The sequence below is a fragment of the Pseudonocardia sp. WMMC193 genome (assembly GCF_021728735.1).
In the GTDB taxonomy this organism is placed as follows: domain Bacteria; phylum Actinomycetota; class Actinomycetes; order Mycobacteriales; family Pseudonocardiaceae; genus Pseudonocardia; species Pseudonocardia oroxyli.
In genome coordinates, this window is record NZ_JAKKDO010000003.1 from 6520137 (window position 1) to 6532927 (window position 12791).

Consider the following 12791-nt stretch of genomic DNA (forward strand, 5'->3'; position numbering starts at 1 on the left):
CCTGACGTCGTCGACGAGGTGGCCGACAGCCGTTCACCCCGACCAGGGCCGACGCCGCCTCACGGCGGGCGCAGTAGCTCCGCGGCCGCGTCGAGCAGCGCGCCCGCCTCGGCCGCGGTGCGGGGTCGGGCGCGGAGCCCGTCCGCCGCGTCCGGTCGGGGGGTGGTGGCGACCAGGTCGAGGACGTGTTCGAGCCGGTGTGCGACGGGCAGCCAGTCGGCGGCGGCGTGGGCCGGGTCCGGTTCGGTGGCGTCTCGTTCGAGCTGGTCGCGCCAGCGGTGGGCGCGCCGGTAGGCCTCGTCCGCGGTGGTCGGACCGGGACGTTCGGCGTAGTCGGCCAACGTGGCGGCCGCCCGCGCGAACTCCTCGGACTGGTCGTGGAGTCCGCGGCGGGGCCAGAGCAGCACGCCCACGAGGAGGGCGATTCCGCAGCCGAGGACGGTGTCGGTCAGCCGGGCCCACGGGTCGAACCCGGCCGGTGTGCTCACGGCGACGCTGAACAGCGCCGAGCCCGTGATGCCGACGACCGCCAGGGCGTAGAGGCGGGTGGCGCCGAACGCGGCCAGCCCGAGGGACGCCGCGGCCACGACGGTGATCCAGACGGTCGAGGTCGTGACCGCGAGCAGACCGGCGACGACGGCGACGCCGAGTACCGTCCCGAGGAGCCGGTGGGCCGACCGCACCAGCACCGACCCGTACTCCGGGCGCACGACGACGGCGACGGTCAGCGGGATCCAGAAGGCGTGGGCGGGGGTGCGGAGCAGGATCGCGACGGCCGTCGCGACGCCCACACAGAGGCCGAGGCGAGCCCCCGTCCACAGCGCCGCGGGTTCGAGCGCGGGCCGCAGCACCGACCGCGGCCTGCCGGGACCCGTCTCCACCGGAACCCCGGGATCCGCCGCCCGCCACCGCCGGGCGAGCGCGGCGCGCGTCGCGAGGTCGATCGAGGGCCCGGCGGCGATCCGGGCCGCCTCGGCGGCCGCCTCCCGCGCGCCCGCCCAGCCGACGGTGGCGACCGGGCGTCTGCGGTAGCCCATGACCGCCTCGTGCGCGGTCGTCCATCTCGCGGCGAGGCGGTGGCGGGCGGAGTCGTCCTCCGGCGCGAGGACGAGGTCCGCGGCGGCCGCCCACACGGCGGCGACGGCCCGGTCGGTGTCGTGGCGGCCGACGGTCGCCGACTCGGCGAGGGCGAGCAGGAGGACGACCGCGCTGCCGACGAGGTAGGCGAGCACGGGCTCCCACCAGGGCATCGCGAGCCTGCCGAACTGGGTGTAGGCCACGCCGATGACGGCCATGACCGCCGCCCCGGTCGAGGCGGGGCCGATCCGGCCGAGGGCACCGGCGACGACCCCCACGGCGGCGGCCGTCGCCACCACCCACCACGGGGCCGCCGGGATCAGGGCACCCACGGTCATGCCGACGGCGGCGCCGGCGGCCTGACCCGCCACCCGCGCGACCCGCGACCGCGGGCCGCCGGTCCCGACGAAGGCGACGGCGCACGCGACCCCGAGGTAGGCGATCCCGCCGACCGCGAGGTCGGCGACCGCGACCGCGCCACCGAGCACGATGGCCGCCGCCGCGGCGGCCCGCAGGCCGGGCAGGACACCCCAGCGACCGGGCAGCGGCCGCAGGAGGTCGACCACTCTCCAGGGGACGGTCCGGCCCTCGGTGGAGCGGAGGTCGCCGGTCATGCGTCGGCGAGCTGGGCGAGGGAGGCCTTGGCCCCGGCCGCGCGCAGCTGGTCGGCCCGGTCCGCGCCGACGGCGGACCGCATGTCGGTGATGAGTGCGGCCACGTTCGGGTCCCAGGGCCACACCGCGCTCGCGCCGCGGTGTTGTTCCTCGACGGCCCCGAAGACCCGGAGGGCGGCGGGGTGTTCACCGGCGCGGCCGAGGGCGGTGGCGTAGACCTCGAGCGCGTAGGCGTTGTGCCGCAGGCCCGCCTCGGCGGACGCGCGGAGGGCCTCCCGGGCGAGCGGGAGGGAGTCGGTGGCCCGGCCCGCGTAGAGCAGGATGCGGGCGGCGTTGGCCGCGGTGAGCCAGGCGGTGTAGAGGTTGTCCTCGGCGCGGGCCGCGCGGTGCAGGGCGAGGTAGGCCGGGACGAGCTGCGGGGCCGGAGCGGCGGCGGTCTCGTGGACGAGTTCGACGGTCCGGACGCAGACCGCGAGTGCCGCCGAGCCGGCCGCGATCTCCCGGGTCGCCTCGGCGAGGTCGGCGAGGAGGGCGAGGTCGCCGGCCCGGGCGACGGCGCCCGCGGCGACCGTGCAGGCCGCGCACAGCAGGTCGGCGTCGGCACCGGTCGCCCCCGCCGCGTCCCGGAGGCCCGCGCGCAGGTGCGCGGCGCCCTCGTCGGCCCGGCCCTGCACCAGCAGCAGGCCGCCGAGGTCGATCCGGACGGCGGCTCGGTCGGCCCGCCGCCCGAGCCCGGGTGCGGCGGAGGCGGTGCCGCGCAGCCACCGCTCGCCCTCGACGGCCATCCCGCCGAAGGTCCAGTGGACGCCCAGCCGGGCGGCGAGAGCGGGTCCGATCGCGGAGGGAGCGTCGACGAGGGTGTGGTGCAGGGTCGCCCGGACCGCCGCGCGGTCGTCGTCGAGGGCGCGGTACCAGCCGACGTTGCGGGCCGAGCCGAAGCGCGGCCGCGCCCGGACGAGCCGTTCGACCCAGGCGTCCCGGGCGGACGCGGGCTCCTCGCCTGCCTGCGCGGCCTGGTGGGCGGCGTGGCCGCGGACCGTGGCGAGCTGCGCGAAGCGTGACGCGCCCCCGGAGCGGGCCGGGCCCAGGGCGGTGAGCAGCGAGCGGTGCACGAGGCCTGCGACCACGTCCGGCACGTCCGGGTCGGCCGTGATGCTCGCGGCGAGCGCGGCGGTGAAGGGGCCCGGGATCGCGCTCGCCGCGCGGTGCAGGGCCGCGAGGGCGGGCGGCAGGTCGCGGTAACCGGTGTCGACGGCGTCCCGGACGGTGCGGTGGTGGGGCGTGCCGCGTCCGCGTCCGACCCGGCCCAGCGAGCTGGCGTCGGCGCGGACCTGCGCGGCGATCTCGGAGAGCGTGTACGAGCGGGCTCGGCCCGCGGCGAGCTCGAGGGCGAGGGGGAGACCGTCGACGGCGGCGACGATCTCGGCGATGACGTCCGCGTCCTCGTCGTGGTTGTGGTGGTCGTTCTCGCCGCGGGCGGACCCGAGCCGGTCCCGGAGCAGCTCGGCACCGGCGGGCCCGCTGAGCGGCTCCAGCCCGACGACGTGTTCGCCGTCGACCTCCAGCGGCTCGCGGCTGGTGCAGAGCACGGTCGACGCCGTGCCGGCCAGCCGTTCCACGAGGTCGGCCGCGGCGTCGAGCACGTGCTCACAGTTGTCGAGCACGAGCAGCATCCGGTGCGCGGACAGGGAGCCGCGCACGGCCCCGGCGGGGTCGTCGGCGCCCGGCGGGAGCTCGAGGGCGGACGCGACGGTGTCCGGGACCCGGTCGGCGGTCGCGGAGGTCAGGTCGACGAAGCGGGCGCCGTCCGGGAGCGTCGGGGCGATCCGCCGGGCGACCTCCACGGCCAGGCGCGTCTTGCCGCATCCGGCCGCGCCGGTGAGGGTGACCAGCGCGCGGGCCGTCAGGATCTCGGTCAGGGCGGCGAGGTCGTCCTCCCGCCCGACGAACCGGCCGCGGGCCGCGGGGAGATCCGGGGCGGGCTCGGCCCGCCGCGGAGCCGGGATCTCGACGGGGACGTCGGCGGGCTCGTCGGCGAGCACCGCGGCGTGGGCGGCGCGCAGCAGCGGCCCGGGTTCCAGCCCCAGCTCGTCGAGCAGGACCTCGCGCGCCCGGGTGTAGGTCGAGAGTGCCTGCGCCCGCCGCCCGGCGGCCCGGTAGGCGGTGACCCGGTGAGCCCACAGCGGCTCCCGCAGGGGCTCCTCCGCCACCGCGACCTCCAGCTCGGCGAGCGCCCGGTCGTGCGCGCCGACCGCGACCATCGCGCCGATCCCGGTCTCGCGCAGGCGGCCCCGGATCTCCTCCAGCCGGGCGACCGCGGCGCCCGCCCACGGCAGGTCGGCCGCCGCGCCGTAGGGCCTGCCGCGCCAGAGGGCTCCGGCGGCGTCGGCGACCTCCAGGGCGCGGCCGGGGTCCCCGCCGGTCAGGAGCGCGTCCGCGTCGGCGGCGAGGCTGACGAACCGGGCGGAGTCGACGTGCTCGGGCAGGACCGACAGCCGGTAGCCGCCGGGCTCGCGGACCAGGACGGTCGGGGCCCCGCGGGCGTCCCGGTCGGGCTCGAGCAGCCTGCGGAGGCGGTGGATGTGGGAGTCCAGCGTCGTCCGGGAGCGGTGCGCGCCCTCCGCGCCCCAGATCGCCTCGGCCAACGCGTCGTGCGAGACGGCGTGGCCGAGGTGGATGAGGAGGAGCGCGAGCGCCGCCTCGAGGCGGACACCGGAGATCGGCTGCACCGAACCGGCCCGCTCGACCTCGAGCGGGCCCAGGTCGCGGAACCGGATGGCGTCGCGCGCGGTCACCGAGCACCCTCCCGTGGTCACGGAGGTGCTCGGTGGGGCCGCGGGCCACGTCAGCGTGTTGTGACGGGAGTCACAGCATGGACCTGGTCGGTCAGGTAGCGGGTCAGGACCTCGGGATCGGCGGTCCCGGCGACGAGCCCGAGGTAGCCGTCGGGTCGGACCAGCGCCATGCCCTCGCCCAGCCCGAACGGGTCACCGGCGAGGTCGTCCGCCACGGTGCCCAGGTCGCCGAGCGCCGCCCGCAGCGCGTCGCGGTCGGCCGTCCTCGGGACCAGGAGCAGGAAGCCGGGGCCGGCGAGCAGGTCCTCGACGGCGACGGGTGTGCCGTCCGTGCGGTGTAGACCGGCGGGATCGGGAGCGTGGTCGCCGGCTCGCAACAGCCCGCCACGCTGGGCCGACAGCGAGCTGTGCGGGTAGGCGATCCGGAGCTCGGCCATGGTCGTCGCCGCCGCCGAGCCGAGGCGGTGCGAGTGCCCGAGGACGAAGGACAGCGCATCCCGGACGAGTGCCTCCGGGCCGGTCGCGGTGCCGACGTTCGTCAGTCGGGTCGTCTGCTTCAGCACGGCGGCGCCGATCGGGTGCCGTTCCCGGTGGTAGGTGTCGAGCAGGGCCTGGTCGGCCTCGCCGCGGGCGACGAGCGCGAGCTTCCAGGCGAGGTTGTCCGCGTCCTGGATGCCCGTGTTCATCCCCTGGGCGCCGGCCGGGCTGTGGATGTGGGCGGCGTCCCCCGCCAGGAACACCCGCCCGTGCCGGTACTGCGCGACCTGGGCGTGGTGCACCTCGAAGTAGGTCAGCCACCGGGGGTCGCGGGCCTCGACGCGCCCGCCCATGCGGGTGTCGGCGAGCGCCTGGACCTGCGCGAGGGTGAGGCCCGCGGGGTCCGGGCGGTCGACCAGGAACATGAGCCGCGCGCGGTCCCCGGCCAGCGGGAACAGCATCCCCATGCCGTCGGGGTGGGTGAACATGTGGATGGTGTCGCGGTCCAGCACGGTGTCGATGTCGACGTCCGCCATCGCGAAGTGCTGCCCGTGGAAGCCGCCGTGCAGCTGCTCGCCGACCAGCGTGCGGACGGTGCTGTGGCCGCCGTCGGCACCCACGACCCAGCCGACGCGCAGGGTGCGGCCGTCGGACAGGGTCGCCTCGACGCCGTCGGCGTCCTGGGTCAGTCCGGTGAGGGCGACCCCGCGCTCCACGGTCACCCCGAGCTCGCCTGCCCGCGCGGCGAGCACGGCCTCGGTGTCCGGCTGGGCGACGTCGAGGACGTAGGGGTGCCGGGTGGGGGCGTCGGCCAGTTCCATCCGAGCCCGGACGTGCCCGGTGGTGCCGTCCACCATCTGGAGGGCTCCGATCCGGCGTCCGCGGGCCTCGAGCTGCGGGAGCACCCCGAGCGAGGCGAGCAGCTCCAGGCTGCGGGCGTGCACCCCGACGGCGCGGGACTCGGTGGTGGGCTCGGCCAGCTTCTCCACGACGTGCACGCCGACGCCGAGGCGGGCGAGCCGACAGGCGGCGGTGAGGCCCACGGGGCCCGCCCCGACGACCAGGACCTGCGTGTTCATGACGATCTCCTTCGTTCAGCGGTCGGCGAAGGCGTGCCGCAGGGCCGCCTCCTGGGTGTCGTCGAGCCGGTGGACGAACAGCTCGACGTCCGTTCCGGCGAGGGCTGCGCGCAGCTCGTCGGGAGCGTCGTGGTCGGTCAGGACGAACAGCGCGGAGCCGCCCGGTCCGATCCGCGCCCGCAGCAGGCGGAGGAACCCGTCCGACAACCCGACGCCCGCGGCGCTGGCGCCGGGCTCGGGCAGCAGGAACGCGAGCGCGAAGAGCAACCCCCAGAACGCGCCGGACAGCGCGGCCGTGCCGCCGACCGTCCCGGTCTGGTAGGCCCGCGGCCGCCGGGAGCCGGGCTCCCAGGCGACGACCGCGGCGTCGGCGATCGTGATCCGCGACCGGTGCTGGAGCCGCTCCAGGCGGCGCAGCGCGGTCTCGGCGCGGTCGGCGTCGCGGTAGCACCAGATGGTCAGGGTCGTCATGTCCGTCGTCTCGCTCCCGGCCTGCGGCTCGTCCGCCTGCCGGAACCGAGGATCCCCGCGGACACTTCAGTCGGTCTTCAACCCGACGTGCAAGGCACTCCGCCAAAGTGGACTTGCTGGTCCAGAAATGGGTGCCTACCGTCGCGGGGCGTGGACAGACTGCGCGGCAGGACCGCACTCATCACGGGCTCGACCAGCAACATCGGACGGGCGATCGCGACCGCGTTCGCGGCGGAGGGAGCCCACGTCGTCGTCACCGGTCGCGACCGCGATCGCGGCGCGGCGATCGTGCGAGCGCTGCGCGAGCGGGGCGGCGACGCCGACTTCGTCCGCGCGGAGCTCGACGGTGCGCACGGCGGTGCCCAGGCGCTGGCCGAGGCGGCCGGCCCGGTGGACATCCTGGTGAACAACGCCGGCATCTATCCCCCGGACGGCACACTCACCACCGACGAGGAGACCTTCGACCGCATCGTGGGGGTCAATCTGCGGGCTCCGTACTTCCTGACCGCCGCCCTGGTGCCGGGCATGATCGCCCGAGGCGGGGGAGTGGTGATCAACCTCGGGTCGTGGATCGCGCGTCTCGGCGTGCCGCGCGGTGCGCTCTACAGCGCGACCAAGGGGGCGCTGGAGACGCTGACCCGGGCGTGGTCGGCCGAGTTCGGTGCCCGTGGAGTGCGGGTGAACGCGATCTCCCCAGGGGTGATCAAGCCGGTCGAGCTGGAGGTGTTCGCCGGGGAGGAGCTGATGCGCGGCACCCCGGCCGGGCGTGGTGGGCACCCGGACGCGATCGCGGCGGCCGCCGTCTACCTGGCCTCGGACGACGCGGAGTTCGTGCACGGCACGGTGCTCGACGTCGACGGCGGCCGGACCGGGGTGTACCTCAGCGCCTGAGCCCGTCGAGGCCTTCGTCCAGGGCGGCTTCGAGGTGCTCCGCGCTGCCCGTGGTCAGCAGCAGGAGCACCCCGCCCTGGACGCCGGCGAGCAGGGCCGCGGCGGCCCGGTCGGGATCGACGGCGGAGCCGATGTCCCCGGACGCCTGCATCCGCCGGATCCCGGCGGCGAGACGGCTCTGCCACCGGTGCATCAGGTTGCGCGAGACCGCCTGCGCACCGGGGCTGCTCCGCCCGAGCTCGGAGTTGACCGCGGAGAGCGGGCAGTCCGGGCCGAGCGCGACGTAGCGGGCGACGAGCCCGTCTCGCCAGGCCTGCCACGCCTCCCACGTCGAGAGGTCGTCGAGATGGGGCTGCTGGTCGTCGAGGACCTGGTCCGCCTCGTGGGCGGCGACGGCGAGGAGCAGCTCGTCCTTCCCGTCGGGGAAGTAGTGGAAGAGCTGGCTCTTGCTGGCGCGGGTGCGGGCCAGGACCCCGTCCAGGGTGGTGTGCAGCACGCCCCGATCCCGGATCTCCGCGGCGGCACCCTCGACGATCCGCCGCCGGGTCTCGGTGCCCTTCCTGGTCAGCGTCCGTCCGGCCACGGGAACGATCCTAACGACGGGGACCCGGAGACGGGCGCGCTCGGCGGGTCCCCGGGCCTCTGAGATCGGCGAGGCACGGCACCGGCTCAGCAGGCCGCTCCCGCACCGACGGTGTCGGCCGGGAGCGCCCCGATCGGTCGCTACCTGCTCGTCACGAGGGCGTCGGTGCGGGCGAGGGGGGTGTGCTCGGCCTGGCCCCGGCGCAACGTCACCGCGTGCCAGAGCACGAACGCCAGGCCGATCGCGTTGATCGCGATGTCGGAGAAGAGCAGCAGGCCGGTGTTGTTCACAGCGTAGTCGTGGTCGACCAGGATCTGGTAGACGTGTCCGGCCGCGGCACCCCAGCCGAAGATCACGGTCGCGACGACCAGCGCCACCTTGCCGCGGAACGTGCTGCGCGGCGAGGCCAGGATGAAGGCTGCGACGCCGATGCCCAGGCTGCTCAGGGCCAGCTCCAGCTGGAAGGGGCTCTGCGCCCACCCGATGGTCTTCGCGGCGTAGTCACCGAAGACGGAGTGCATCACGAAGTTGACGACCTGGGCGACGCCGATCGCCCAGAAGACGAACGAGTTCAGGAACAGCCCGGACATCGCGACGGGCGAGTGCCCCCGGCGTCCGCGCAGGATCTTCACGGCCGCGACGAGCAGCCCGACCACGAACAGCGTGGTCATGTAGTTGCCGATCAGGAAGGCGATGGTCTGGGCGACGGGGCCGGTGTTCACGGGGTGCTCCTCGGTGGGGTCTCGTTCTCGACCCCTGAAGCGTCGCCGCCGCGGGGCTCGGAGACATCCGCCACCTCACTCGGTTCGGCATCGGCGTGATGGCGGACGTTCAGCACGGCGTCTCGGGTCTCCGGTCCCAGCGCGGCGCCGGCGGTGACGAGCGCCCCGGCGACCGCGAGCAGCGCGATCGGTGCGTACGGCGCGGGCAGGAAGGCCCCGAGCCCGGCGAGGTAGAAGGCGTAGAACGCGGGGACCACCAGGGCGAGGCTGTACCCGACGCCGAACCCGGTGGCCCGGATCGGGGCGGGGAACAGCTCGGTCAGGTAGGCCGCGACCGGTCCGAACGTGCCGATCGTGGTGAGCCCGACCAGCGCGGTCAGCAGGACGGTCCCGCCGAGGCTGCCGGAGAACGTCAGGACGGCCGCGTAGGCGCCGCCGCCCAGGACCGCGATGCCCGGGCCGTAGAGCAGGTAGAAGCGGCGCCTGCCGAGGCGCTGGGAGAGCGCACCGAACAGCGGGAACGCGACGACGAGCGCCAGGGACTCGACCATCATCGCGACCGAGGTCTGCGCCGGGCTCAGCCCGACGTGGCTGCGCAGCAGTCCGGGCAGCACGGCGCTGGTCATGTTGTTGGCCAGCCACACGCCCGTCATCAGCACGAACGCCCGGGCCAGCAGGGTCCGGTGCGGTCCGACGAGCAGCTCGACGAGCGGCGAGCGGCCGCGGCTGCGGGCGGTCGCCGGTTCCTCCACCGAGCGGTGGACGTGCAGGAACACCGGGACGGTGAGCAGCCCCCCGATCAGGAACGGGATCCGCCACCCCCACTGGGCGTAGGCCGAGTCGGGCCCGGCGACGGGCATGACCTCGACGAGCAGCAGGGTCAGCGCGGCGAGGACCGCGTAGGCGGCGGGGGAGCCCGCCAGCAGGGACCCCGCGAGCAGCCCGCGGCGCCGCGGCGGGCTCCACTCCAGCGCGAGGGGGATCGCCGCGGTGTAGGCGCCGCCGAGGAACACACCGTTGACCGCCCGCAGGACGATCAGCGCGACGATCGAGCCGACACCGATCGTGGCCGCCCCGGGCAGCGCGGCGATCAGCAGGGTGACCGTCCCGGAGCCCGCGACGGCCAGGAGCGTCGCCCGCTTGCGCCCGGCGGTGTCGGCGAGCACGCCGAACAGCGCGGCGCCCACGGGGCGGGTGACCAGCGTCGCCGCGAAGACGGCTGTGGCCAGCACCGAGGTCGTGGCGGGGGACAGCCCGGCCGGTTGGAAGTAGGCCGCGACCGGGGCGAGGACCAGCACCGGCAGATAGATGTCGAACTGGTCGACGAAGAAGGTGAAGACACCCGCCCGGCCCGCCGTCCGGTTCATCGCTGCGCCGTCACGGTCGTCGCGAGCTCCACCCGGGAGCGCAGGTTGAGCTTGCGCAGGCTGTGGGAGATGTGGGTCTGCACGGTCCGCGGCGAGATGTAGAGCTGGGCGGCGATCTGCGGGCTGGTCATGCCTTTCCCCACGAGCTCCGCGACCTGCAGCTCGGTCGGCGTCAGGCTCTGCCAGCCCGACGACGGGCGGCGCCGGGCGCCGGACACCCCGAGCCGGACGTCGTGGCGGCGCAGCCGCGCGGTGAGCCTGCGCACCGTCCCCGCCGCCCCGAGCGCGTGGGCGAGGTCGGTGCAGCGGCGGGCGTGTTCGCGTGCGCGCTCGCCGTCGCCACAGGTCGCGGCCGCCACCGCGGCCTCCTCCCAGGCGCCCAGCTCGCCGGCGGTGTGGCCGCGCAGGGCGTACGCCGCCGCGGCGGCAGCGGCCAGGTCCGGATCGGCGTCCGCCATCGCGCGCACCAGGTCGGCCGCGGGGGCCAGCGCCAGTGCCTCCTCGGTGGGGACCGCGGCGGTGTCGGCGACCAGGCGACGCAGCAGCGGGCGGTCGTGGGCGTCGAGGGCCAGCCGCGCGAGGTCGGGGCCGGCGAGCAGCGCCCAGAGCAGCCGGCCGTCGTCGAGCGTCGCGGTCCAGGAGTCCCGCGCGAGCCCGACGACGTCCGCGTGCCTGCCCCGGGCCTCGGCCAGCAGGACCGTGGTCAGGGTGGTGAGCGGGAGCCCGAACTCCTCCGGCAGACCGCGCAGTCGCCACCGCTGCTGCACGGTCTCGGCGGTGTCCAGCTCGCCGCGTCGGATCCGGATCTGCAGTGCGGCACCCGTTGCGCGGGAGAGCCAGCCGACGCCGGTGAGTGCGGCCGCCTCGAGGCCGGTGTCGAGTTCGGCGAGGGCGTCGTCCCAGCGCCCCGCGACGCGGTCGATCTCCGCGGCGACGAACAGGTGCAGCGGGTTGAGCCAGCCCCGCCCTCGTTCCTGGGCGTGCCTGCGGGCCTCGATCGACACGGCCCGGGCGGCGTCCGGGCCCCGGGCGTAGAGGGTGAACCAGGCGGGCCAGAGCGGGGCCGTCGCGCCGTCCGCCCAGGGTGGCGAGCCCGCGGTCTCGCGCGCCGCGACGGCGTCGACGGCGAGCTCACGAGCGGTCTCGCAGCGCGCGGCCAGGAAGTGGTCCATGGCGGCGGGAACGAGCGCCGCCCCGCTGCGTACGCCGGGCGGCACGGCCGGCTGCACGGCGCCGCGCCCCTCGAGCACCTCGACCCAGCGGCGGAGATGGCCCAATGCGGTGCGTTCGGGTTCCGGTCTGCCGGTGGCCAGGTACCGGTCGATGGTGTCCAGGGCGGCGTCGACGTGAGCGCCGCTGACGGTGGCGTGCAGGCCGACGCGGAGCAGGTCGTAGCCGACTGCGGGATCCCGTTCCCGGCCGAGGCGTTCGCGCGCGATCCGCTCGGCCTCCCCGATCTGTCCGGCGGCGGCGAGCGCCCCGGCCCTGGCCAGCGCGATGGCGTCCGCCTCCGGGCCGTCCCCGTGCCGCTCGGCGGCGTCGGCGAGCAGGTCCGCGGCCTGCGCCGGGGCGTGCGCGAGATCGGTGGCCGCGATCCGCAGGGCGTCGGCGGCGGGGGTGGGCCCCGAAGCGGGATCGGCCGCGCCGCTCGTGTGCTGCAGGATCTGGGTGGAGATCCCGCCGGTCGCCTGCAGCTCCGCGGCGCACGCCTGGTGCAGGAGCGTCCGCAGCGGCGGGGCCAGGTCGGCGTACAGGACGTCTCGGAACAGGTCGTGACGGAAGGCGAGCTCCTCGTCGTCGGTCCAGCGCACGACCCCGGCGGCCAGTGCCGACTGCACCCCGCCGACGACGGCGACGGCCGATCCGCCGCTCACCGCGGCCAGCTGGTCGACGGCGGCCGGGCGGCCCCAGACGGCCAGCAGCTGAACGAGGTCGCGGGCGGTGGGGTCGAGCAGCGCGAGGTGGGCGCGCACGCTCGCCTGCACCGAGGTGGGAACGGCCTCACCGCCCCCGCGCACCGAGACCGTCCCGTCGGCCCGGGCGAGCCGACCCTGGCGGTCGAGGTCGTCGAGCAGGACGCCGGCGTGGAACGGGTTGCCCCCGGTGACCGCGAGCAGCGCCCGCAGCTCCGGGCCGGGTGGGGCGCCGAGGCGCTGGTGGGCGAGCCGGTCCAGGCCCCCCGGGTCGAGGCCGGTGACCTCGACGCTGCGCACGTCCGGCCGGGCCGCGAGCGCTTCGAGGGCCTCGCGTACGGGCAGCGCACGACGGGCCAGGAGGAGCGACAGCGGAAGGTCGCGGACCGCGCCCGCCAGCCGCCCGAGCAGGTCGAGCGAGTCGGCGTCGGCGTGGTGGACGTCGTCGGCGCAGAGCGCGACGGGCCCGTCGGCGCACAGCGCCTCCACGACCTCCAGCACCTCCGACACCGTGTCGGCGCGCGGCGGGTAGTGCTCGGCCAAGCCGAGCAGGCTCGACACCAGGCCGAACGGGCGCCGCCTGCCGATCTCGTCCGCCACCACCCGGTACACCCGCACGCCGCGCTCGCCCAGCATGCGGCCCAGCCCGTCGAGCGCGGTGGACTTCCCCGCGCCGGGAGCACCGGTGAGCAGCAGGACCCGCTGCGGGCCGCGGCCGTCCGCCATCGCCGCGACCGTGTCCCGCAGGGCACCGAGCGCGTCCGGACGCACGGTGTCGGCGCTCTGCACGCTGCGAAGCGTA

Annotated in this window: 9 protein-coding genes; 1 reads left to right on the forward strand and 8 read right to left on the reverse strand. The window is 76.2% G+C overall.

The window, feature by feature from the left end:
* Positions 1-59: 59 nt before the first annotated feature.
* From L3X23_RS33330 to L3X23_RS33345, 4 genes are read right to left on the reverse strand one after another with little or no spacing between them, the layout of a single operon-like run.
* The gene (locus tag L3X23_RS33330) at positions 60-1691 is read right to left on the reverse strand and encodes an FUSC family protein (protein ID WP_237197528.1); all 1632 of its coding nucleotides are present in this window, start codon (positions 1689-1691) and stop codon (positions 60-62) included.
* Positions 1688-4486 (reverse strand): BTAD domain-containing putative transcriptional regulator, encoded by a 2799-nt coding sequence (locus tag L3X23_RS33335; protein ID WP_237197530.1) that lies wholly within the window; start codon positions 4484-4486, stop codon positions 1688-1690. The genes L3X23_RS33330 and L3X23_RS33335 overlap by 4 nt, the downstream gene beginning before the upstream one ends.
* A gap of 50 nt (positions 4487-4536) precedes the next feature.
* The gene (locus L3X23_RS33340) at positions 4537-6042 is read right to left on the reverse strand and encodes an FAD-dependent monooxygenase (RefSeq protein ID WP_237197532.1); all 1506 of its coding nucleotides are present in this window, start codon (positions 6040-6042) and stop codon (positions 4537-4539) included.
* A gap of 15 nt (positions 6043-6057) precedes the next feature.
* Positions 6058-6513, reverse strand: coding sequence for a DUF1269 domain-containing protein (locus L3X23_RS33345; protein ID WP_237197534.1), 456 nt, complete (start codon positions 6511-6513; stop codon positions 6058-6060).
* A 150-nt stretch (positions 6514-6663) separates the two neighbouring features.
* Here L3X23_RS33345 and L3X23_RS33350 point away from each other — a divergent pair, with 150 nt between their 5' ends.
* Positions 6664-7404 (forward strand): SDR family NAD(P)-dependent oxidoreductase, encoded by a 741-nt coding sequence (locus tag L3X23_RS33350; RefSeq protein WP_237197536.1) that lies wholly within the window; start codon positions 6664-6666, stop codon positions 7402-7404.
* Here the strand turns inward: L3X23_RS33350 and L3X23_RS33355 are convergent.
* From L3X23_RS33355 to L3X23_RS36445, 4 genes are all read right to left on the reverse strand, one after another.
* Positions 7394-7987, reverse strand: a complete 594-nt coding sequence (locus L3X23_RS33355) for a TetR/AcrR family transcriptional regulator (protein WP_237197538.1) — start codon at positions 7985-7987, stop codon at positions 7394-7396. The two genes, L3X23_RS33350 and L3X23_RS33355, sit on opposite strands and share 11 nt — an antisense overlap.
* Positions 7988-8127: 140 nt before the next feature.
* The gene (locus tag L3X23_RS33360) at positions 8128-8709 is read right to left on the reverse strand and encodes a DUF6790 family protein (RefSeq protein WP_237197540.1); all 582 of its coding nucleotides are present in this window, start codon (positions 8707-8709) and stop codon (positions 8128-8130) included.
* Positions 8706-10076: an MFS transporter gene (locus L3X23_RS33365; RefSeq protein WP_237197542.1), complete on the reverse strand. Its 1371-nt coding sequence runs from the start codon at positions 10074-10076 to the stop codon at positions 8706-8708. Before L3X23_RS33365 ends, L3X23_RS33360 begins: the two co-directional genes overlap by 4 nt.
* The gene (locus L3X23_RS36445; RefSeq protein ID WP_237197544.1) at positions 10073-12778 is read right to left on the reverse strand and encodes a LuxR family transcriptional regulator; all 2706 of its coding nucleotides are present in this window, start codon (positions 12776-12778) and stop codon (positions 10073-10075) included. The genes L3X23_RS33365 and L3X23_RS36445 overlap by 4 nt, the downstream gene beginning before the upstream one ends.
* Positions 12779-12791 lie beyond the last annotated feature (13 nt).

Excerpts from the sequence above, each read along its gene's own strand:
- L3X23_RS33330 (WP_237197528.1), bottom strand. The coding sequence starts at position 1,691 with ATGACCGGCGACCTCCGCTCCACCGAGGGCCGGACCGTCCCCTGGAGA.
- L3X23_RS33340 (WP_237197532.1), bottom strand. The coding sequence starts at position 6,042 with ATGAACACGCAGGTCCTGGTCGTCGGGGCGGGCCCCGTGGGCCTCACC.
- L3X23_RS33345 (WP_237197534.1), bottom strand. The coding sequence starts at position 6,513 with ATGACGACCCTGACCATCTGGTGCTACCGCGACGCCGACCGCGCCGAG.
- L3X23_RS33365 (WP_237197542.1), bottom strand. The coding sequence starts at position 10,076 with ATGAACCGGACGGCGGGCCGGGCGGGTGTCTTCACCTTCTTCGTCGAC.